Origin of the sequence: Pseudomonas sp. RA_35y_Pfl2_P32 (assembly GCF_963970735.1) — a bacterium.
Taxonomy (GTDB): Bacteria; Pseudomonadota; Gammaproteobacteria; order Pseudomonadales; family Pseudomonadaceae; genus Aquipseudomonas.
Window position 1 is genome coordinate 19,503 of sequence record NZ_CAXAQF010000011.1, and the last position, 20,375, is coordinate 39,877.

Consider the following 20,375-nt stretch of genomic DNA (forward strand, 5'->3'; position numbering starts at 1 on the left):
AGTCCGCCTCAAGACCGGGGATCAAGATCGTGGATCAAACGCGTCGCGCAAGGCTTCGCCGATAAATACCAGCAGTGACAGAATCAGTGCCAGGGTGAAAAACGCCGTCAGCCCGAGCCACGGCGCTTGCAGGTTCTGTTTGCCCTGGCCGATCAGTTCGCCCAGGGATGCACTGCCGGCCGGCATGCCGAAACCGAGGAAGTCCAGGGCGGTCAGGGTCGAGATGGCCCCGGTGAGAATGAACGGCAGGTAACTCAGGGTCGCGTTCATGGCGTTGGGCAGGATGTGCCGCACGATCACCTTGCGGTCGTTCAGGCCCAGGGCCCGGGCGGCCTTGACGTATTCCAGGTTGCGCCCACGCAGGAACTCGGCGCGCACTACGTCCACCAGGGCCAGCCAGGAAAACAGCGCCATGATCCCCAGCAACCACCAGAAATTCGGTTCGACGAAGCCAGAGAGAATGATCAGCAGGTACAGCACCGGCAACCCCGACCAGACTTCCAGCAAGCGCTGGCCCAGCAGGTCGACCCAGCCACCGTAGTACCCCTGCAGGGCTCCGGCGGCGATGCCGATCAGCGCGCTGATGATAGTCAGTGCCAAGGCGAACAGGATCGATACCCGGGCGCCAAAGATCACTCGCGCCAGCACATCCCGCGCCTGGTCATCGGTGCCCAGCCAGTTGACCTTCGACGGTGGGCTCGGGGCGGGTTGGTTGAGGTCGTAGTTGGGGGTGTCGTCGCTGAATGGGATCGGCGGGAACAGCATCCAGCCGCCGTCCTTTTGAATCAGCTTGCGCACATAGTCGCTGCGGTAGTCGGCCTGGAAGGGCAGTTGACCGCCGAACGCCTGTTCGGTGTAGCGCTTGAACGCCGGGAAGTACAAGCTGTTCTGGTAGCTGAGGACCAGCGGTTTGTCGTTGGCGATCAGTTCACCGCCCAGGGTCAGCAGGAACAGGCCGATGAACAGCCACAGTGACCACCAGCCACGACGGTTTTTCTTGAAGCGCTCGAAGCGTCGGCGCGCCAGGGGCGACAGATTGAGCATCAGGCGTTCCTCGCGGCAAAATCGATGCGCGGGTCGACCAGGGTGTAGCACAGGTCGCCGAGCAGTTTTATCAGCAGGCCGAACAGGGTGAAGATGAACAGCGAGCCGAACACCACCGGGTAGTCCCGGGATACCGCGGCTTCATAGCTCATGCGTCCCAGGCCATCGAGGGAGAAAATCACCTCGATCAGCAGCGAGCCGGCGAAGAACACGCTGATGAACGCCTGGGGAATCCCCGACACCACCAGCAGCATGGCGTTGCGGAACACGTGACCGTACAGCACCCGGCGCTCGCTCAGGCCCTTGGCGCGGGCGGTGACCACGTACTGGCGGGTGATTTCGTTGAGGAAGGAGTTTTTGGTGAGGATGGTCAGGGTCGCGAAGCCGCCGACCACCAGCGCCGTCACCGGCAACACCAGGTGCCAGAAGTAGTCGGCGATTTTGCCCAGGGTCGATAATTGCTCGAAGTTTTCCGAGACCAGGCCGCGCACCGGAAACCAGTTGAGCGAGGTGCCTCCGGCAAAGATCACGATCAGGAACATGGCAAACAGAAAGGCCGGCATGGCGTAGCCGATGATGATTGCGGTACTGCTCCAGATGTCGAACTGGCTGCCGTGGTGTACCGCCTTGCGGATGCCCAGCGGGATCGACACCAGGTAGGTGATCAGGGTGGCCCAGAGTCCGAGGGATATGGTCACCGGCATTTTTTCCAGGATCAGCTCGGTGACCGTGGCCCCGCGAAAGAAGCTCTTGCCGAAGTCCAGCTGGGCGTAGCTCTTGAGCATCAGCCACAGGCGTTCATGGGCCGGCTTGTCGAAACCGTACTGTTTCTCGATGTCCTTGATCAGTTGTGGATCGAGGCCGCGACTGGCCCGCGAGCCATGGCCCAGGGCATCGCCGGACGCGCCGACGCTGCCACCCCCGCCAATCCCCTGCAAATGCGCGATGGCCTGTTCCACCGGGCCACCGGGCGCGGCCTGGACGATCACGAAATTGACCAACAGGATGACCACCAGGGTCGGGATGATCAGCAGCAAGCGACGCAACACATAAGCCAGCATCAGCGCGGTCCTCCGGGCTGTCCACGCTTGATGCGTTCGGCGGCCATTTGTTCATTGGTCAGCGGCGTGGTGCTTACTTGCCACCAGCTCTCGATGGCTTCGTCATTGCTGGCCGGTACCGCCGGCATGCCAAAGCGGTTCCACCACACGGTGGAGGTGCCCGGCGGGTAGTAGTTGGGAATCCAGTAGTAGTTCCATTGCAGGACCCGGTCCAGGGCGTGGGCATGGCGCAGCATGTCGGCCTGGGTGGTGGCCTTGACCAGGCCGTCGAGCAGGTGGTCGACGGCAGGGTTCTGCAAGGCCATGTAGTTGTTGGCGCCGGGGTCGTTGGCCGCGGCCGAGCCGAAGTAGTTGAACAGCTCACCGCCCGGTGAGGTGCTGACCGGGTAGCCGGTGACGATCATGTCGTAATCACGGCTCATCAGGCGATTGACGTACTGCGAGGAGTCGATCAAGCGGATATTGAGCTGGATGCCGATCTGCGCCAGGGTGCGTTTGTAGGGCAGCAACAGGCGATCCATGCCGTTCTGGCTGATCAGGAACGTGAATGCCAGCGGTTCGCCCTGGGCATTGACCAGTTGATCGCCGTCGGGTTTCCAGCCGGCCTGTTCCAGCAGGTCCAGGGCTTGCAGTTGCTTGTCGCGAATCAGCCCGCTGCCATCGGTTTTCGGCGCCTCGAAGACCTGGGTGAAGACTTCGTCGGGAATCTGCCCGCGCAGCGGTTCGAGAATCGCCAGCTCAGCGGCATCCGGCAGTTTGCGCGCGGCCAGTTCGGTGTTGGAGAAAAAGCTCTGCTGGCGGATGTACAGGTCACGCATCATCTGCCGGTTGCTCCACTCGAAATCCCAGAGCATGGCCAGGGCCTGGCGCACGCGGCGGTCCTTGAACTTCGGGTTCTGCAGGTTGAACACAAACCCCTGGGACGGTTGTGGGCCCTGCTTGGCCAGATGGGCCTTCTGCAGGCGCCCGTCGTTCAGGGCCGGGCCGTCGTAGCCGATGGAAAAACCGGTGGCGGAGAACTCGCGGTTATAGTCGTAGGCGCCGCCGCGCAGGACCTGGCGCGCCACGTCGGTGTCGCCAAAGTACTCGATGCTGAAACGGTCGAAGTTGTACAGGCCACGGCTGACGGGCAGGTCCTTGCCCCACCAGTCGGGGTTGCGCTCGAAGGTGATACTGCGCCCGGAGTCGATCTTGCTGACCCGATACGGGCCGCTGCCCAGGGGGGCTTCATAGCCGCCGCCATTAGCGAAGTCGCGGGTTTTCCACCAGTGCTCGGGGAACACCGGCAAGGTCGCGATATCCAGGGCCAGGGTGCGGTTCTGGTTGTTCTTGAAGTCGAAGCGAATGAGGCGCGGCGACTCGACCTCGACGCCTTTGACGTCGGCGAACTGGGTGCGATAGCGCAGGCTGCCCTGGGTCATCAGCAGCTCGAAGGTGTAGCGCACGTCTTCGGCGGTGATGGCGCGGCCGTCGGCAAAACGGGCTTTGGGATTGAGGTAGAAGCGCAGCCACATGCCGTCTTCGGCGCGCTCCATTTTTTCCGCCACCAGCCCGTAGACGGTGTAGGGCTCGTCCAGCGAGCGTTGGGCCAGGGGCGAGTACAGCATGCCATCGAGCTGGCTGACGCCGATGCCTTTGTCGATGTAGGGCGAGACGTGGTCAAAGCGCCCGATCTCAATGGCCGAACGGCGCATGCTGCCGCCCTTGGGGGCTTGCGGGTTGGCATAGGCAAAATGGCTGAAGCCGGCAGGGTACTTGGCCGGTTCGCCGTAGACGGTGAGGGCGTGCTGGGGTGCTGCGGTCACGGGGGTGGCGCTCAGCAGCAGGGCCAGGCCCGTGAAGATCAATGAGGAGAAAGCCAGTCGCATTGTCAGCCTTAAGAGCCGGGTGATCGATGGTTCGATTTGTACGCTAGCGGCGCAGGCCTTGCCAGCCAAAAACGTTCGGCACAAACACAACGGCCCACCAAAAGGCGGGCCGTTGTTCAAACAATTGGCGGTGGATCAGTCCTGACGGCTGGTCACTTCCAGCAGGTGGTAACCGAACTGGGTCTTGACCGGGCCTTGTACGGTGTTGACTGGGGCGCTGAAGACCACGGTGTCGAATTCCTTGACCATCTGGCCAGGGCCGAACGAACCCAGGTCGCCGCCTTGACGGCTGGATGGGCAGGTGGAGTTGGCTTTGGCAACTTCGGCAAAATCAGCGCCGCCTTCGATCTGGGCTTTCAGTTCGTTGCACTTGGCTTCGCTGGCAACCAGGATGTGACGGGCAGTGGCTTTGGCCATGGGAAGAATCTCCATTCAATGTTCAATAAAGTGCTGAGCCTACCGGATTCAGTGGGCTATTTCTCGTCAATCTGCTGCTTGATGCTGCGCCAAAGGGCCATCGGTCGTAAATAGTCTGCCCTGCGGCACTCAGGCGCCGGCCTGCTTCAGGCGCTCGACGTGTTCCAGGTACAGGGCCACGGGATTGATGCCCGGGCGCACCAGGCCGGCGGTCTGGTTGATGCTGTCCATGTGGTCCAGGGGATAGTCGGAGCGCAGGACCGTGCCCAGGTGCGAACTGAAGCGCCCGACCATGCCGTCGTTCTGTTCGGCCTCGCGGATGAAAAAGCGCGAGAAGCTGCGGCAGAACAGGTGCAGCGGATCGAGGGCGTTAGGGCCATCGTCCAGCAGGCGACCCTGCAGGGTGCCGCTCCAGGAGTAGTAGCGAACGCCGTTGACCTGCTCCTCGCCGTTGCCGCCCCAGGTGTCGGGCAGCCCTTGTGGGTATTTGTCATTGAAGGCGGCGACGCCCTCGGTGGTCAGGGCGTTGAGGGCGGCGATGGCGTTCTGGGGAATTTTCGGACTGCCGCTGATAAACCTGAGGAACTCGACAAACAGGGTCGAGACCGCCGCCGCGACCTGCTCGGGCAGATGCCCGGGGGTGAGCGCCTGGCGCAGGCAGTCGGCCAGCTCCGAGCCATGGTTCGGCCCGCTGACCGAGGTAATCGAGGCCACATGCCGGGGTGCCACCGCCGCCGCATAACGCGCCGCAAGGGCGCCTTGGCTATGGCCGATCAGGTTGACCTTGGCGGCGCCGGTGCCCGCCCGCACCAGTTCGATCTGCGTCAGCAATTGTTGGCCGCGCAGTTCGTTGCTGTGGGTGGCGGAGAGGTAGGGGATGAACACGTGGGCGCCGGCGTTGCGCAAGGCCTGCTTGACGCCGTGGAAGAGGTCGAGATTGCCGATACTGTCGAAACCGAAGAGGCCGTGAACCAGCATGATCGGGTATTGGGTGCTTGCATTCCGTTGCATAAGCGTGCCTGTATTCCGTGAGGTCGGGAAGGGATTCGCGTTCTCACTCTAATGCAGGCCACACCGGTGCGTTGTGCGAAAAAGCCGCTGTCCGTTGTTGCAGACGGAATAGAAGTGGCAGGAGGAATCGGTGGTGAACCCTGCCGTTGCGCGCCAAACCGGCGCAACGGCGTATTCAGTCAAAAGCCGGTGGGCTTCAGGTCGTGCGCAGCTTGAGGCTGGCCTGGCGCAGGAGCTGCTCGGTCGCCTCCCAGCCCAGGCAGCCGTCGGTCACCGACACCCCGTAGCGCAGGGACGGCCCCAGTGCCTGGCACCCTTCGAACAGGTGGCTTTCAAGCATCATGCCGATCAGCGCGCGATTGCCGCTCAGGCGTTGTTCCAGCACGTCGTTGAACACCGCTGGCTGACGCAGGGGATCCTTGCCGCTGTTGGCATGGCTGCAATCGACCATGATCCGCGACGCGATATTCAAGCGCTGCAGGTCGTCCTCGATCCGGGCTACGTGATGCTGGTCGTAGTTGGGGCCGCGATGGCCGCCGCGCAACACCAGGTGGGTGTCCGGGTTGCCCGGGGTCTGGATGATCGCTGGATGGCCCTGGCTGTCGATGCCGAAATGGCGGTGCGGGTGGGCGGCCGAGCGCATGGCATCGGTGGCCACGCCCACGCCACCATCGGTGCCGTTCTTGAAACCGACCGGCATGCCCAGGCCGCTGGCCATTTCCCGGTGGATCTGCGATTCGGTGGTGCGCGCACCGATGGCGACCCAACTGAGCAGGTCGTCGAAGTAGCTGGCGGCCATGGGTTGCAGCAACTCGGTGGCAACCGGCAAGCCGAGGCGCAGCATCTCGCGCATCAACTCCCGGGACAGGGTCAGGCCGCCGACCATGTCGTCACTGCCGTCCAGGTGCGGATCGTAGGCCAGGCCTTTCCAGCCCACCGTGGTGCGCGGTTTTTCGACGTAGGTACGCATCACCAGGAGCATCTCGGCGCTGACGTCGTGGGCGAGCCGGGCGAGATTGGCGGCGTATTCGAGGGCCGATTGCGGATCGTGGATCGAGCAGGGGCCGACGACGACCAGCAGGCGGGTGTCTTCACCGTCGAGGATGGCGCGGATGGCTTGGCGATGGGCGGCGACCTGTTGGCTCAGGGCGAGGCTCAGGGGCAGTTGTTGCTTGAGCTGCAATGAGCTGGGCAGACGCTGGGTCAGCGCTTGATTGGCAGAGTTCTGGGTAGACAGCGGCAGAGCGGATACGCGGGAGTTCATATTCAGGCTTCCTGGGCTGGCGGCGGGTTCGTGCCCGCGCGCTCGGCCCTACTGGGGTGTTCGACAATTGGCCGTGTTGGCTGGGTGTGTGCGCTTGCCACCTGTGGGTGACCGATCGGAGGCGGCAGGCTGTCCCGAGCGGAGGCTGGTAAATCGCCAGGCGGTAAAACTGTCGTGACGGTAATAAGTGGTGTAGTTCATGTCGTAATTCCTTGAAGTCAGTGATGTCGCTAAAAAGGTGGGGGCCTGAAAAAACAAAACCCCCGGTCGGGGAGCCGACCGGGGGTTGAGAATTCTCTGGCAGGCGACCCCTTGAGTAGTGGCCGCCGTGTGGGTATCAGGCGCGCCAGTGGCTAAACCAATACCCAAAATAAAAGTTTGCCGGAGCACAGGTGCCGTTCGCCCGCGCAGCCGCATCCGAGCGCAGGGCGCTGGAGGTGCAAGACTGGGAAGGGGTATGCAACATGCTGGTAGGTCTCCGATGAATGCGCCGAGCTTACTAGAGGCCAGGACGCAGTTTCAATCAGAAAATGCTATCGGCGTGAAGGTAGCTCGCTATGGTTTAAGTCGTGACACGCTTTATGCCAGACTCGGCGATTGCTTGCGCACCCTCATCAAGGAAAGCCGGGATGACCACACTGACTGTTGCAGCGGCCCAATCGATCTCTATTGCTGGCGATGTCCACGCCAATATTGCCCGCCACCAGCGCTTCATCGTGGCCGCGGCGGAGCAGGGCGTGCAGGTGCTGGTGTTTCCCGAACTGTCCTTGAGTGGTTATGAGCGTGGCCTGGCGGCGCAACTGGCGATCGCCCCAGATGCCGCGCTGTTGCAACCCTTGCGGGATCTGACGCGGGAAGTTGGCGTCACGGCGGTCGTCGGTATGCCGATTCGCCTGTCGGACGATTCCCCAGTGTTAATCGGCGCGCTGGTGCTGGCCGCCGATGGATCGTTGGCCGTCTATAGCAAGCAGCATCTGCACCCCGGCGAAGAAGTGGCGTTCGCTCCGGGGACGGGTGGCGGGCCCTTGACCCTGGGTGACGACACCATCGCGCTGGCGGTCTGTGCCGACTTTTCCCACGCCAGCCATGCCGCTGCGGCCGCTGAAGTGGGGGCGAAGATCTATGCCGCCGGGGTGCTGATCACCGAAGGCGGATACGCCGCCGACAGCGCCTTGCTGCAAGGTCATGCGCGCGAACACGGGATGCTGGTGCTGATGGCCAACCATGGTGGCGCGACTGGCGGCTGGGCGTCGGCAGGGCGCAGTGCAATCTGGGCAACGGACGGCAGGCTGCTCGCCGCCGCTCCCGGGGTAGGGGACGCGCTGGTGATTGCCCGTCGCCAGGCGCTTGCATGGAGTGGCGAAGTGGTGCCGGTGAAGCATGCCTGAGCCCGGCTTGGCGTTGCGTCCGGCCATGGCCCAGGATTTGCCGTTTGCCCGGGCACTGGCGCGGCGCGGCATGCTCACCTATTACCTGCGTCACGACCTGTTGTGGCTCGACGAGGCGTTCGATGTGGCCTGGGCCGGGCGGGAAAACTGGTTGATCTGCCAGGACAGCGCGGTGCTTGGCTTTACCAGTCTGAGTCGCGACGCCAACGCCCTGTACATTCGCGAGTTGCACGTGGTCGAGGCCGCGCGGGGGCGGGGCATCGGCAGTTGGACGATCGATCAGGTTTTTGCCCAGGCCTGCCAGGAACGGCGTCCGGCCCTGCGTCTGACGGTGTTCACCGACAACCCGGCACAAGCCCTGTACCTGCGCAGGGGGTTGCAGATTGTCGGGCAGGATGACTGCTTCTTGCGAATGCAGCGCCAGTGTCCGCGTTGAAGCGTCTGAAAGGCACGTAGTACAAGCGTTCCAAGATGTATTGAAACCATTTTAAATCGTGGGTTCTGCTAGGTCTGCCGGATGCTTTTTGCTAAGGTGGCGGGCAACCAACAAGACCATATCGCGGGGTGTCTGCTTGATTAGGGTGCTAGTAGTCGATGACCATGATCTCGTTCGTACAGGTATTACACGAATGCTGGCTGACATCGATGGCCTGCAAGTAGTCGGCCAGGCCGAGTCGGGGGAAGAATCCCTGCTCAAGGCGCGCGAACTGAAACCCGATGTGGTGCTGATGGACGTCAAGATGCCCGGCATCGGCGGCCTGGAGGCCACGCGCAAGATGTTGCGCAGCCATCCGGACATCAAGGTCGTGGCGGTCACCGTCTGCGAGGAAGACCCCTTCCCGACGCGGTTGCTGCAAGCGGGCGCGGCGGGCTACCTGACCAAGGGTGCCGGCCTCAACGAAATGGTGCAGGCCATTCGCCTGGTGTTTGCCGGCCAGCGCTACATCAGCCCGCAAATTGCCCAGCAACTGGCGATCAAGTCGTTCCAGCCGAGCAACGATTCGCCGTTCGATGCCCTTTCGGAGCGCGAGATCCAGATCGCCCTGATGATTGTCGGCTGCCAGAAGGTGCAGATCATCTCCGACAAGCTCTGCCTGTCACCCAAGACCGTGAACACCTATCGCTATCGGATTTTCGAGAAGCTGTCGATCAGCAGTGACGTCGAGTTGACCCTGTTGGCGGTGCGTCACGGCATGGTCGATGCCAGCCTCTGACAATGACTCAAGCCTTTGATCCAAGCGCCTTCCTCGCCACCTGCAGCGGGCGCCCCGGTGTGTATCGCATGTTCGACAGCGATGCGCGCCTGCTCTACGTGGGCAAAGCCAAGAACCTGAAAAAGCGTCTGGCCAGCTACTTTCGCAAGACCGGCCTGGCGCCCAAGACGGCGGCGCTGGTAGGCCGAATCGCCCAGGTCGAGACCACCATCACCGCCAACGAGACCGAAGCGCTGCTGCTGGAGCAGACGCTGATCAAGGAATGGCGACCGCCCTACAACATTCTGCTGCGCGACGATAAGTCCTATCCCTATGTGTTTCTTTCCGATGGTCAGTTTCCGCGCCTGAGCATTCATCGCGGGGCAAAAAAGGCCAAGGGCAAGTATTTCGGTCCCTATCCCAGCGCGGGGGCGATTCGCGAAAGCCTCAGCCTGCTGCAAAAGACATTTTTTGTCCGCCAGTGTGAAGACAGCTACTACAAGAACCGTACCCGGCCATGCCTGCAATACCAGATCAAGCGCTGCAAGGCGCCCTGTGTCGGCCTGGTGGAGCCTGAGGTGTACGCCGAAGATGTGCGGCACTCGGTGATGTTCCTCGAGGGGCGCAGCAATGCCCTGACCGATGAACTGTCGGCGGGCATGGAGCAGGCAGCCAGCACCCTGGATTTCGAGCGCGCGGCCGAACTGCGCGATCAGATCTCCCTGTTGCGCCGGGTCCAGGACCAGCAGAGCATGGAAGGCGGCACGGGCGACGTCGATGTGGTCGCGGCGTTCATCAACCCCGGTGGCGCCTGCGTGCACTTGATCAGTGTGCGGGGTGGTCGAGTGCTGGGCAGCAAGAACTTTTTCCCGCAGGTGGGTATTGAAGAAGACGTTGCCGAGGTCATGGCGGCGTTTCTCGGACAGTATTTCATCAGCAGTCCTGAGCGCGACTTGCCGAGCGAGTTGATCGTCAATGTGGTCCACGAGGACTTCCCCGCGCTGATCGAAGCCATTCATGAGCTGCGCGGTCGCGAGTTGACCATCAGTCACAGGGTCCGTGGCACCCGGGCGCGCTGGCAACAATTGGCGGTCACCAACGCCGAGCAGGCGTTGGGCGCGCGCCTGGCCAATCGTCAGCACGTTGCCGCGCGCTTTGACGCGCTGGCTGAAGTATTGAATCTGGATGAGCCGCCCCAGCGCCTGGAATGCTATGACATCAGCCACTCCAGTGGCGAAGCGACCGTGGCGTCCTGCGTTGTGTTCGGCCCGGAAGGGCCGTTGAAGTCCGACTACCGTCGCTACAACATCGAAGGGGTGACCCCGGGCGATGACTACGCGGCGATGCACCAGGCACTGACCCGGCGCTTCAGCAAGCTCAAGGATGGCGAAGGCAAGCTGCCGGACATCCTGCTGGTGGACGGCGGCAAGGGCCAGTTGTCGATGGCCCGTGACGTGCTCAATGAACTGGCCGTGCCCGACCTGATTCTTTTGGGCGTGGCCAAGGGGGCGACTCGCAAGGCCGGCTTTGAAACCCTCTACCTCAATGATGCAGCCCATGAGTTCACCCTGCGCGGCGACTCCCCGGCGTTGCACCTGATCCAGCAGATCCGTGACGAGGCCCATCGTTTTGCCATTACCGGGCACCGCGCGCGACGAGGCAAAACCCGCCGTACCTCAACCCTGGAAGGGGTAGCCGGGGTAGGGCCGACCCGGCGTCGGGACCTGTTGAAACATTTTGGTGGATTGCAGGAGCTGTCTCGTGCCAGCATCGACGAGATCGCCAAAGCACCGGGGATCAGTAAAAAGCTCGCAGAGTTGATTTATGCAAACCTGCACAGCGAGTAGAATGCCCCCTCACCTCGTAGCCAGTTGTGCCGATGAATATCCCTAATCTGATCACCGTACTACGCGTTCTGCTCATCCCGATCTTTATTCTGCTGTTCTACATGCCGTATCACTGGAGCTATATGGCCGCCAGTTCGGTCTTTGCGTTCGCTGCGGCGACGGACTGGCTCGATGGTTACCTGGCCCGCCGGCTGGAGCAGAGCACCCCGTTCGGGGCGTTTCTCGATCCGGTGGCCGACAAGCTGATGGTCGCCGTGGCCCTGGTGCTGCTGGTCCAGGAACACGCCAACCTGTGGCTGACCTTGCCGGCAGCCGTGATCATTGGTCGTGAGATCGTCATTTCCGCCCTCAGGGAATGGATGGCCGAACTGGGTGCACGGGCCCAGGTGGCCGTGTCGAACCTGGGCAAATGGAAAACCGCCGCGCAAATGCTGGCGCTGGTGATCCTGCTGGCCAACCCGTCGGACTTCAGCTTCTGGGTACTCGTAGGCTACGCCTTGCTGATGGTCTCGGCCGGCCTGACCCTGTGGTCCATGGTGCAATACCTGCGCGCCGCCTGGCCGCACCTGAAAACTGATGTGCAGAAAAAATAAAACTTTTTTGAATCAAAGGGTTGACGCGTATTCGAATTGCTATAGAATACGCCACACCAAGACGCGGGAATAGCTCAGTTGGTAGAGCACGACCTTGCCAAGGTCGGGGTCGCGAGTTCGAGTCTCGTTTCCCGCTCCAAATATTGCGCTGCAGAGATTCAACTGAATTCTGTAAGCGATTGAAATAAGGACCTTCGGGTCCTTTTTTCGTTCCAGCGGGAACCACTGAAATCCAGCACTATCCGGTGCGTTTAAGTCCAGAATCCTGACTTGCACCGAATCGGTTTGTTGCTGGAGCAGTTTGCGCAGTGAGATGAGCATCTGGTCCTGACTCTGTTCAGGCGCTTGCGATGGCACTCTCAGAAATGACAGTTCGGCATGCCAGAATCACCGGTAATGACTACATCCTCGGTGACAGCGATGGTCTCACACTCAATGTGACGGCCAGAGGCGGAAAAGTCTGGCTCTTCCGTTACTACTGGGCTGGCAAGCGGGATCAATCCCTATGAGCATCGCAAACAACAGCGACTTGCTGTTCGTTTTGCGACAGAGCATACCTTCGAGGTCGTGTTCAATCAGTGGGTGGGGTTCCGCAGTCTGAGCCTGAAGGAAGGGCGTCAAAGTACGCTCTCGCAAATCTTGAGAGTCTTCAATAAAGACGTCCTGCCCATACTGGGTGGACGGTCTATCTACGATATGAATCGTCACGACCTGCTGGATTTATTGAGCAGGATCGAACAGCGCGAGGCCCTAACAACAGCTGAAAAATGTCGGACCTGGTTCAACCAATTGTTCCGCTATGCGCTGGTGAAGATCGAGGGGCTGGAGCACAACCCAGTTTCAGATCTTGATGTGGTGCTCTCCCCAAACCTCCGGTTGCGCATAATCCATTTCTTCGTATGGACGAGCTCTCGACTTTGTTTGCGCTTGCCAGCGTATTCAAAGTCGGAATAGCTCATCTGGCTCATGCGTGGCTCGGGTCAGGTGATGAAAGCGTACTTCGGCATATCTGAGGACGTGTTCGGAGTTTCCTTAGGTCATAGTCGAATATAGCCCGCCAGCGTACCGGAATTAACCGTCTTGTATGTCAGTGCTACGTACTCACGCGTCAGGTATAATGAAAAATCTTGCATTGTCTTCGCTGTTTCCGCAGAGTCGAGGTAGTCCTGAAGGATAATGAGCTCATCACATGGATAGTCAATTCAAATACTCTGATATCGTCCCGGCCCACGAGAGTCATTCAAGCGTCTGTTTACAACCCGAACTTGAAAACCTGTTAGGGGACCTTCAGGGATTAAGCTATGCCTACTTTGCTGTTCCTCGAAATCGTGAAGCGGCTCCCATTATTGTTTCAAATTATCCATCGCCCTGGCTGAAAGCCTATAAGGGAGCCAACTATCATTTGATCGATCCGATCATTCAACACGGTCTTAAAAGTTGCGCGCCATTTTCTTGGAGTGATGCGCTCCAGGCCCTTTCCTGTGCCAAGAGTCGGGAGTTGTTTCGACGTTCCAGCCAATACCGGATCTGCTCCGGCGCCACCTTTATCCTGCATGACCCCTGTGGAGTGTTCAGTTCGTTGAGTCTTTGCAGCGGCGGGCAGCAATCCGACTTCGACCGCCGCATGGCCGACCAGCAGGGGCAGATACAGATGGCACTGATCCGCTTTCATAGCCGACTGTTGAGCCTGCGGACGGTGGATGAACTGTTTTCCAAACTCCAGAGTGGGCTACTTTCGGACAAGGAGATGGGGGTGCTCAAGTGGGTGATGATGGGCAAGTCCTACCGGGAAATCGCGCTGATCTGCGCGATTTCCGAGCGTACAGTCAAATTTCACATGTCCAACATTTCCGGAAAACTGCAGGTCTGCAATGCCAAGCAGGCGGTTTATGAGGCTCGGCGCCAAGGCATCCTCTGAATCAGGCGCTGATCCGCTTGGGCTAACCGAGCGGTGTGTCGCGGATGTGCAGACGATGCGGCCACTGGCTTGCCTGCGTGGATGACAAGGGTTGCTTGCGCGCAATACTGGACATCAGTCGCTGACGATTGAGCTCGGTTACCGGCATGTTCAGCAGCAGCACCTTTTCCCCCGGAGAGGCTTCGCCGGTATCCAGCACTTCGTAGTGCCAGCCGGCGTTGCGTACGACCCGTCCCATGGCATTGCTGACCACGGTGATGATCGATTCCAGGCCACTGCCTGCGGCATAGTTGTGCATGCAAAAAAGCAGCATTTCGGTCAGAGGTACTTGGGCCAGGCCGTGTTGGCGTGATCGGATCTTGTCGACGAAGAAGCGACTGGACTCGGCCATCAGCGCGTGCTTGGGCAGCTCGCAGCGGAAAAAATCACGGAACGGCCCTTCGACCATATAGGGATCCAGGGTGCTGATTAGGCGCAGGCCGGCCAAGGGGACACCCTCCCAGGTACCGATCAGGTAGGTCGTCCGCTCGCTGTCGTATTCATCGAACTCGATGCCGTTGTTTATATTGACTTTCCAACTTAAACGATCAGCGAATACTTCCTTGCGCAGGCGATACAAGTCGGCGACCCAGGCATGGGGCGTCGCACTATAGTCAAGCGCGTGAAACTCGATAGCTTTCATGTTATTAACATTCTTCCATGGGAACTGGCACTTAAGTACTAAATGGTGCGGCTCGTACAGGTCGCGAGGGAATAAGCTTCCGGGTACGAAAAATCAATCGCGCGACCACTGTTAGTTTATCAATGTCCGCCTAGCGGCAACCTGTACTTAGGTGCAGTTGCAGGCTGCATAATTTTATTTTCATCGCGCTATCTGTCCCTAGATACAGTTGTTCTCTCCGGGTAACTACGGCAACTTATGCCGGGCAGTGGTTAAGCCCCCTATGACGCCGCAGCGCTGAACTTTTAAATGTTGGACGACTGTTCCAACTAAGGCGTCATGGCTTGTACTTGCGAGTGCTCCACTTGCCTATATCGCCGAACATGGCAATGACAGTCTGAGCGTCTGGATCAGGCGTTCTTCACGCTGTACGGCATTCCAGTCAAGACATCGAAACAGGGAAGATCATGGAAAAGTCCGCTTCTTCAGAACCGCGCCGGGTCGTTGTAACCGGTTATGGCGCCATCTGCTCGTTAGGGGAGAATGTCGACGCCATCTGGGACGCAATGATGGATTACCAGGTCGGTTACCGTCAGCACAGGTTCGACGATCCGAGCATCCATGCGCGTTACTTTGGCTTTATCGATGACTTCGGTCGTGAAGCGATGCGTCCGTTTTCGAAGAAAATCTCCAAGATGTTGCCGTTGTTCGCCAAATACAGCCTGGTGGCCACCCACGAGGCGATCTGCATGGCGTTCGGTGATACGCCTTTGGATGAGATCGTCTCGCCCTTTGATCGCGGCGTGATCCTGGGGACCGGTTGGGGTGGGCTCGACACCGCCAACTGCAATAACAACGAATACCGTAAGCACGGCATCTCCACTTCCTTCGCCACCGTCATGTCGATGTGTAATGCCGCGACCGCCGGCATCACCATGAACTGGAACATGCGTGGTATCCAGAACAGCCCGGTTGCAGCCTGCGCCACGGGCACCATCGCCATTGGTGAGGCTTACGAGGCGATTCGCAGCGGCCGCGCCAAGGTGATGATCGCTGGTGGCAGTGAGTCCTTGAAAGAGCAGTTCAACGTCTGGTCGGTGGATGTCATTCAGGCCCTGAGCAAAGAGCAGGAAAACACGCGCCTGGCCTGCTGCCCGTTCAGCAAGGGACGCAGCGGCTTCGTGCTCTCCGAGGGCGCGGCTGTGCTATGCCTGGAGGACTATGAGTCGGCCCGGGCACGGGGCGCGAAGATTCTCGGCGAGATCACCGGCTACGCTAACTATTCGGACGCCTACGACATGACAGCCCCGGCCGAAGACATGCAGGCCCGGGTACGGGTGATCAATGACGTCTGCAAGCAGGCAGGCGTGAAGGCATCGCAGATTGACTACGTCAACCTGCACGGCACCTCGACACCGCTCAACGATGTCAACGAAACCCGCTCGATCAAGCTGGCCCTGGGGGACGCCGCATACGGCATTCCGATGTCCAGCACCAAGTCCTACACCGGCCACCTGATCGGTGCCGCCGGTTCCATGGAGGCGGTCTTCTGCCTCAAGGCCATGGCCCGTGGCACCATCCCGGCAACTATCCATATGGATGAGGCCGATCCTGACTGCGACCTCAACTACGTGCCCAACGAGCATCTGCATGGGCAGACCCTGAATAACGTGCTGAACCTGAGCTTCGGCTTCGGTGGTGCCAACGCCGGCATCATGCTGCGCAAGGTGGTCTGATCATGCAGTTGCAATTCGGAGCCGAGCAGATCGAGGCCTGGGCCGGCCTCTCCGGTGATCGCAACCCGATCCACTTCGACCGTGAGGCGGCGCGCCGCATGGACGCAGCCGATGTGGTGGTGCATGGCATGCTCGCGCTACTGTCGGTCAAGCATCGCATGGGGCGTGTCAATCAGGTGCTGCCCCAGGACTGGATGCAGTTCAAGGCGCTGCTCAAGGCTCCGGTGCTGCGCGACAGCCCGGTAGTCCTGTCGACCCGCGAGCGCAGCGACAGCACGGGGTTCAAGTTGCACTCGAGCGGCGGCGACAGTGAACACATGATCGGCCATGTACGTATCGTCGAAGCGCCGGTCTGGTTATCCACAACCCCGGGCTTCCTGCTGGCACGCGAGGAGGTCGCGGCCTGGCTCGCACAGTTTCGTGATGACCTGGGCCGGGGGGTCGATGATTGGGTCGCGCTCGATGCACTGATCTTTTCCCACTTCATTCGTAACCATCTGGGGGTGATCTTCGATTGCCTGTCCCCGCAGTTCCGTCAACGACAGCGGCCGGACCGGCTTGAGGATCTGTCTGATCATCTAGTGGTGCAGACCAGCCACCAGATCACCTTCTGCACGTCGCTGCGCTCGCTGGGCCAGTTGCAGACCGATATTCGCTGTGAGATCGACAACATCCACCTGATTGAAAGCCCTGGCAAGGCCGTGGGCACCCTCGATCTTGGGGTGCATGTCAGCGATCGCCACGTGATGACCATCACTCTCGGGCTGATGGTAAAGACACTTTCAACCCACCAAGGAGCTGTGCAATGACCACTGTAGAGAACGTATTTGCTGTTGTTCGCGACCTCATTCTGGAACTCAAGGATGTCGACGAAAACGATGTGACCCTCGATACCAACATCGAATCGATGGCGTTCGATAGCCTGGACTTCGTCGAGATGCAGCTAGTGGTGCAGAAGAAGATCGGCGTGGCGCTGGATCCCGATTCGTTCGCCAGCCGCAAGATTTCCACGCTGCGCCAGCTGTGCGAGTTCGTGGTCGAGTTCAACGAGTCCGCCGCCGTCCCTGCCTGACTGGCAGGTCTACCGTTACGGATAGGAGCAAGGGAATGTCCACGCAGACCAATAGTGTATTCACCATTTCAGAAGCAAGGGAATCGAAGGTCCGCAAGCTGAGCGAGGTCTCGCACCACAAGACCATGGACCACGCGACCGTATTGCCCTGGGACCAGGAGGTCGATCGCAGACTGTACCCGAAGGACCCCGATCATCTGTGGATCAACGGCACTCGTTTCTGTGAAGGCCTGAGCGAGGCACAGAAGCTGGAACTGGCCTGGCTGGAGACCGGCCGTGACATCTCCATGTTTATCTGGCTGGAGCAGACTATTCCGCCGCTGTACATGGGTTATGTCACCCAATTCCACGATCGCATCTCCCAGGACCTGCAGGAGTACCTGATGATCTTCTCCAAGGAGGAGATCGTTCACACCCTGACCTTCAAGCGCTTCATGGGCAAGGCCGGCCTGCAATTGTGGAACCCACCGGTGGGTCTCTACGAATTGCTGACCCAGACACTGCCGAAAATGGAGCCCGCGGTGGGCGTGCTGTTCACTCTGTTGATCGAGTGGGTCGCGGAAATGGGGGCGATGCACACGTCCCAGGGCCCAGGCATCGAACCTATGACCCGTACCATGTTCCGTGAGCATCATCATGACGAGGCCCGGCACATCGCCTTCGGTCGCTGGATCAGCGAGTCGTTCTTTGAAACGGCCAGCCCGGAGTCCATCGCCCAGGTGAAGGCCATGAGTCGCAGAATCATTCCGGCGTTGATCGACATGTTCACCTATAACCCGGAAATCGCCCGGCACACCTCGTTTGAGTTTCCGATCGCGGTGGATGACAAGGCGAAGATCGAGGAGGTCTGGCGCTCGGCCCACAACGCCCGGCTCAATGCCATGCGTTTTGCTGAGATCTACGCCTGGGTCGACAAGTTGGGGCTGCGCCAATGAGCCAGCCGTCCTGGGACGCGATCTTCGTCGGTGCCGGGATCACCAGCCTGGCCTGTGCGGCCATGCTGGTCAAACGTGACCCCGGGGTGCGCTTGCTGGTAGTCGACAAGCATATTGTTGTCGGCGGGTATGCCTCCACGTTCAGTCGGCCGAAACAGAACGCGGTGTTCGACTGCAGTCTGCATAAGCTCAGTGGCATGGCCGAGGGTGGCAACCTGATCCGTATCCTGCGTAATCTGGAGCTGGAAGAGACACTGGACCTGGTCTATCCCCAGGACTATTTCTGCGCCTACCAGGACGGCATGGCGCTGCCGCTGGCCAATGACGCGGACAGTGTGCAACAGCTGTTGGTCGAGCGCTTTCCCCATCAGGCCGAGGCCATCGCGACCTTCTTCGAGCACGTTCGAACTTACGGGCGCAACGGCTACTACCAGTTCCAGATGCTGGACGGCACCTTTGAGCCGGACATGGCCCAGTTGCGTTTCGCGCATCGCAACCTGAAGCACAAGACAGTGCGTCAGGCGCTGCACGAACTGTTCGACGATCCGTACCTGATCGAGATCCTGGCGGCACCGGGAATCTACGTCGGTGGCTACTCGGAAGACCTGGGCTACCTGTACTACCTGCATGTGGTGTACGCCACGCTCAACCGTGGCAACGCCTATGTCATGGGCTCCTCCCAGCACCTGTCCAATCAGCTGGCGCAGCGGATTGAACAGGCCGGCGGGCAGATCCTACTCAGCACAAGTGTCGATGGGGTGCTCACCGATGGACAAGGCAATGCCACGGGCGTCAGCACCAATCGTGGCGAATTCCATTCTTCGCGGGTGTACATCAACGCTTCACCGCACTACGCGGTGCAGTCGCTGTTCGCGGCGGATGTGGAGCTGGCGGCCACTCGGGAGAAACTCACCGCGCTGAAACCGGCACGCTCGACCACCACGGTGTACCTGGTGACCGACCTGCCACCGGCGCAACTTGGCCTGCTGCATAGCGAATCGATGCTGTTCGCCGGTGATCCGGCGGCAGGCGCCGAGCTGCGCATGGCCGCCGAACGCAGCGGTTATGAGGCGGCGCTCAGTGAGTGGGCATTCTGGGAGATGTCGCCGATCGAGGTCACCAACTATCACGCCCTGGATCCGGCTGCGGGCCTGGTGGTGTGTATCAACGTGCTCGACTCGATCGCCCATTGGCCACCGCGCCGCACAGCGCAATACCGCGCCAAGAAACAACGGGCCAGCGACACCCTGGTGGAGCGTCTGTTGAGCCAGGTGCCGGGGCTGCGCGGACATGTGCTGCATACCGAGGTTGCCACGCCCCACACCTATGTGCGCTTCACCAACAACACCGACGGTTCGGGTTATGGGGCGATGGTGGGTACCGATCTCAGCGGGCATGTATTCCATCACGGCTTCCCGGTGCAGGGCGTGCAGTTCCTCAGCGCCTGGGTGGCGGGTCCCAGTTACGAAGCAGCATTCGGTTATGCCGAGATGAAGGCCAGACAATGGAAGCGAGCATGAGCAAAAACGAGCAATCGACCGGTTGGCTGGGTGTCGCCATTTCCAAGCTGTTCATCCGGACAATGTTCCGCCAGGTACAAGGCTGGAAGCGCGACGTGCCAAGTCGTGCGGCAGGCTTTGTCGAAGTCGCACGCGACGGCAGCCGGCTCGAGGGAGCGTCCCTGCGCACCACCGCCATGCACCCTCGGGGCGTGGTGCTCTTGTGCCATCCGTTCCTCAAGTACGGCATGCATTACTTTTTCGAGAACAAACTGGATCAGGCGTTTCTCGATCAGGGTTATCACGTGGTCGCCTTCAACTTCAAAGGCTTCGGCCGCAGCACCATCGGCGGCCACGCGTTTGCCGACGATGTGCTGGCGATTGCCCGGCGAGTGACCCGGGACAACCCCGGGCTGCCCATCCACCTGGTGGGCTGTTCGTTTGGCGGCTATCACCTGTCCCATGCCCTGGCGCGCGATACCACGCCCTTTACCTCGGCGGTGCTGGACAGTGTGCCGGTTTCGGTGCGCAGCTACTTCACCCGCGGACCGCTGCGACTCGCTATGCGCTGGATCAGCGGCAGCCGTCTGGCGGTTCCCACGGGGACCTGTGCCATTGATCACTCGTTGCAGGGCGTGCGCGATCTACCGATCGCCTATTTTTACGGGCTCGACGACCGCTTTATCCCGGCTGCCAGCGTGGTGGGGCTCAGCCTGGATTGCGAGGCGCTACATATGGTCGGTTTCGAGGGCTGTCGTCACTTGGAAAGCCACAAGAAGCATCGGGACCGCTACTTCGAGGAAATCTTCGATTTCTTCAATCGTGCAGAAGCTCAAACTCCCGTCGTGCCCGCGTAACAACGGCAGGA

19 protein-coding genes, 1 tRNA gene and 1 pseudogene are annotated in these 20,375 nt (G+C 60.4%); 14 read left to right on the plus strand and 7 right to left on the minus strand.

Features of this window, described 5'->3' with window-relative positions; translation table 11 throughout:
* Positions 1-21: 21 nt before the first annotated feature.
* The 6 genes from AACY45_RS12640 to AACY45_RS12665 all read right to left on the minus strand — a co-directional run bounded on the left by AACY45_RS12640 (position 22) and on the right by AACY45_RS12665 (position 6,665).
* Positions 22-1,044 (minus strand): ABC transporter permease, encoded by a 1,023-nt coding sequence (locus tag AACY45_RS12640; RefSeq protein ID WP_339545787.1) that lies wholly within the window; start codon positions 1,042-1,044, stop codon positions 22-24.
* Positions 1,044-2,105, minus strand: a complete 1,062-nt coding sequence (locus AACY45_RS12645) for a microcin C ABC transporter permease YejB (protein ID WP_339545788.1) — start codon at positions 2,103-2,105, stop codon at positions 1,044-1,046. The genes AACY45_RS12640 and AACY45_RS12645 overlap by 1 nt, the downstream gene beginning before the upstream one ends.
* A complete protein-coding gene (locus tag AACY45_RS12650; protein ID WP_339545789.1) occupies positions 2,105-3,973 on the minus strand; it encodes an extracellular solute-binding protein in 1,869 nt (622 codons plus the stop codon). The genes AACY45_RS12645 and AACY45_RS12650 overlap by 1 nt, the downstream gene beginning before the upstream one ends.
* A 135-nt stretch (positions 3,974-4,108) precedes the next feature.
* The gene (locus AACY45_RS12655; protein ID WP_008369704.1) at positions 4,109-4,390 is read right to left on the minus strand and encodes a peptidylprolyl isomerase; all 282 of its coding nucleotides are present in this window, start codon (positions 4,388-4,390) and stop codon (positions 4,109-4,111) included.
* A 129-nt stretch (positions 4,391-4,519) separates the two neighbouring features.
* Positions 4,520-5,401, minus strand: a complete 882-nt coding sequence (locus tag AACY45_RS12660) for an esterase/lipase family protein (protein WP_339545791.1) — start codon at positions 5,399-5,401, stop codon at positions 4,520-4,522.
* A 196-nt stretch (positions 5,402-5,597) separates the two neighbouring features.
* Complete coding sequence (locus tag AACY45_RS12665) at positions 5,598-6,665, minus strand: 3-deoxy-7-phosphoheptulonate synthase (RefSeq protein WP_339545792.1); 1,068 nt, start codon at positions 6,663-6,665, stop codon at positions 5,598-5,600.
* A 629-nt stretch (positions 6,666-7,294) separates the two neighbouring features.
* On the opposite strand from AACY45_RS12665, the gene AACY45_RS12670 reads away from it, so the two are divergent.
* The 8 genes and pseudogenes from AACY45_RS12670 to AACY45_RS12705 all read left to right on the plus strand — a co-directional run bounded on the left by AACY45_RS12670 (position 7,295) and on the right by AACY45_RS12705 (position 13,604).
* The gene (locus AACY45_RS12670) at positions 7,295-8,053 is read left to right on the plus strand and encodes a carbon-nitrogen hydrolase family protein (RefSeq protein ID WP_339545793.1); all 759 of its coding nucleotides are present in this window, start codon (positions 7,295-7,297) and stop codon (positions 8,051-8,053) included.
* Entirely contained in the window at positions 8,046-8,489 is a 444-nt protein-coding gene (locus tag AACY45_RS12675) for a GNAT family N-acetyltransferase (RefSeq protein WP_339545794.1), read from the plus strand. Before AACY45_RS12670 ends, AACY45_RS12675 begins: the two co-directional genes overlap by 8 nt.
* Positions 8,490-8,625: 136 nt before the next feature.
* Entirely contained in the window at positions 8,626-9,267 is a 642-nt protein-coding gene (gene gacA, locus AACY45_RS12680; protein ID WP_339545795.1) for a response regulator transcription factor GacA, read from the plus strand.
* Between the two features lie 2 nt (positions 9,268-9,269).
* On the plus strand, positions 9,270-11,093 hold the full coding sequence (gene uvrC, locus AACY45_RS12685) for an excinuclease ABC subunit UvrC (RefSeq protein WP_095170423.1): 1,824 nt from the start codon (positions 9,270-9,272) through the stop codon (positions 11,091-11,093).
* Positions 11,094-11,125: 32 nt separating this feature from the next.
* Complete coding sequence (pgsA, locus tag AACY45_RS12690; RefSeq protein ID WP_339545796.1) at positions 11,126-11,686, plus strand: CDP-diacylglycerol--glycerol-3-phosphate 3-phosphatidyltransferase; 561 nt, start codon at positions 11,126-11,128, stop codon at positions 11,684-11,686.
* Positions 11,687-11,749: 63 nt separating this feature from the next.
* A tRNA-Gly gene (locus tag AACY45_RS12695) sits at positions 11,750-11,825 on the plus strand.
* A gap of 211 nt (positions 11,826-12,036) precedes the next feature.
* Positions 12,037-12,606: pseudogene (locus tag AACY45_RS12700) on the plus strand (phage integrase central domain-containing protein); the annotation flags it as partial.
* Between the two features lie 269 nt (positions 12,607-12,875).
* Positions 12,876-13,604, plus strand: a complete 729-nt coding sequence (locus tag AACY45_RS12705; protein ID WP_339545797.1) for a helix-turn-helix transcriptional regulator — start codon at positions 12,876-12,878, stop codon at positions 13,602-13,604.
* A 22-nt stretch (positions 13,605-13,626) separates the two neighbouring features.
* Here the strand turns inward: AACY45_RS12705 and AACY45_RS12710 are convergent, their stop codons facing one another.
* Positions 13,627-14,286: an acyl-homoserine-lactone synthase gene (locus AACY45_RS12710; RefSeq protein WP_339545798.1), complete on the minus strand. Its 660-nt coding sequence runs from the start codon at positions 14,284-14,286 to the stop codon at positions 13,627-13,629.
* A 446-nt stretch (positions 14,287-14,732) separates the two neighbouring features.
* Between AACY45_RS12710 and AACY45_RS12715 the strand changes: the two genes are divergently transcribed.
* From AACY45_RS12715 to AACY45_RS12740, 6 genes are read left to right on the plus strand one after another with little or no spacing between them, the layout of a single operon-like run.
* The gene (locus tag AACY45_RS12715) at positions 14,733-16,001 is read left to right on the plus strand and encodes a beta-ketoacyl-[acyl-carrier-protein] synthase family protein (protein WP_339545799.1); all 1,269 of its coding nucleotides are present in this window, start codon (positions 14,733-14,735) and stop codon (positions 15,999-16,001) included.
* Positions 16,002-16,003: 2 nt separating this feature from the next.
* On the plus strand, positions 16,004-16,810 hold the full coding sequence (locus AACY45_RS12720; RefSeq protein ID WP_339545800.1) for a MaoC family dehydratase: 807 nt from the start codon (positions 16,004-16,006) through the stop codon (positions 16,808-16,810).
* Positions 16,807-17,073, plus strand: a complete 267-nt coding sequence (locus tag AACY45_RS12725) for an acyl carrier protein (RefSeq protein WP_339545801.1) — start codon at positions 16,807-16,809, stop codon at positions 17,071-17,073. Before AACY45_RS12720 ends, AACY45_RS12725 begins: the two co-directional genes overlap by 4 nt.
* Positions 17,074-17,108: 35 nt before the next feature.
* Positions 17,109-18,008, plus strand: a complete 900-nt coding sequence (locus AACY45_RS12730) for a diiron oxygenase (RefSeq protein ID WP_339545802.1) — start codon at positions 17,109-17,111, stop codon at positions 18,006-18,008.
* Positions 18,005-19,528 carry a phytoene desaturase family protein gene (locus AACY45_RS12735; protein ID WP_339545803.1) on the plus strand — a complete coding sequence of 508 codons (1,524 nt, stop codon included), beginning with the start codon at positions 18,005-18,007 and terminating at the stop codon, positions 19,526-19,528. The genes AACY45_RS12730 and AACY45_RS12735 overlap by 4 nt, the downstream gene beginning before the upstream one ends.
* Positions 19,525-20,364 carry an alpha/beta hydrolase gene (locus AACY45_RS12740; protein ID WP_339545804.1) on the plus strand — a complete coding sequence of 280 codons (840 nt, stop codon included), beginning with the start codon at positions 19,525-19,527 and terminating at the stop codon, positions 20,362-20,364. The genes AACY45_RS12735 and AACY45_RS12740 overlap by 4 nt, the downstream gene beginning before the upstream one ends.
* Positions 20,365-20,375: the final 11 nt, after the last annotated feature.

Coding starts and splice junctions, on each gene's coding strand:
- AACY45_RS12640 (WP_339545787.1), bottom strand. CDS start 1,044: ATGCTCAATCTGTCGCCCCTGGCGCGCCGACGCTTCGAGCGCTTCAAG.
- AACY45_RS12645 (WP_339545788.1), bottom strand. CDS start 2,105: ATGCTGGCTTATGTGTTGCGTCGCTTGCTGCTGATCATCCCGACCCTG.
- AACY45_RS12650 (WP_339545789.1), bottom strand. CDS start 3,973: ATGCGACTGGCTTTCTCCTCATTGATCTTCACGGGCCTGGCCCTGCTG.
- AACY45_RS12655 (WP_008369704.1), bottom strand. CDS start 4,390: ATGGCCAAAGCCACTGCCCGTCACATCCTGGTTGCCAGCGAAGCCAAG.
- AACY45_RS12660 (WP_339545791.1), bottom strand. CDS start 5,401: ATGCAACGGAATGCAAGCACCCAATACCCGATCATGCTGGTTCACGGC.
- AACY45_RS12665 (WP_339545792.1), bottom strand. CDS start 6,665: ATGAACTCCCGCGTATCCGCTCTGCCGCTGTCTACCCAGAACTCTGCC.
- AACY45_RS12670 (WP_339545793.1), top strand. CDS start 7,295: ATGACCACACTGACTGTTGCAGCGGCCCAATCGATCTCTATTGCTGGC.
- AACY45_RS12675 (WP_339545794.1), top strand. CDS start 8,046: ATGCCTGAGCCCGGCTTGGCGTTGCGTCCGGCCATGGCCCAGGATTTG.
- uvrC (WP_095170423.1), top strand. CDS start 9,270: ATGACTCAAGCCTTTGATCCAAGCGCCTTCCTCGCCACCTGCAGCGGG.
- pgsA (WP_339545796.1), top strand. CDS start 11,126: ATGAATATCCCTAATCTGATCACCGTACTACGCGTTCTGCTCATCCCG.
- AACY45_RS12705 (WP_339545797.1), top strand. CDS start 12,876: ATGGATAGTCAATTCAAATACTCTGATATCGTCCCGGCCCACGAGAGT.
- AACY45_RS12710 (WP_339545798.1), bottom strand. CDS start 14,286: ATGAAAGCTATCGAGTTTCACGCGCTTGACTATAGTGCGACGCCCCAT.
- AACY45_RS12715 (WP_339545799.1), top strand. CDS start 14,733: ATGGAAAAGTCCGCTTCTTCAGAACCGCGCCGGGTCGTTGTAACCGGT.
- AACY45_RS12720 (WP_339545800.1), top strand. CDS start 16,004: ATGCAGTTGCAATTCGGAGCCGAGCAGATCGAGGCCTGGGCCGGCCTC.
- AACY45_RS12725 (WP_339545801.1), top strand. CDS start 16,807: ATGACCACTGTAGAGAACGTATTTGCTGTTGTTCGCGACCTCATTCTG.
- AACY45_RS12730 (WP_339545802.1), top strand. CDS start 17,109: ATGTCCACGCAGACCAATAGTGTATTCACCATTTCAGAAGCAAGGGAA.
- AACY45_RS12735 (WP_339545803.1), top strand. CDS start 18,005: ATGAGCCAGCCGTCCTGGGACGCGATCTTCGTCGGTGCCGGGATCACC.
- AACY45_RS12740 (WP_339545804.1), top strand. CDS start 19,525: ATGAGCAAAAACGAGCAATCGACCGGTTGGCTGGGTGTCGCCATTTCC.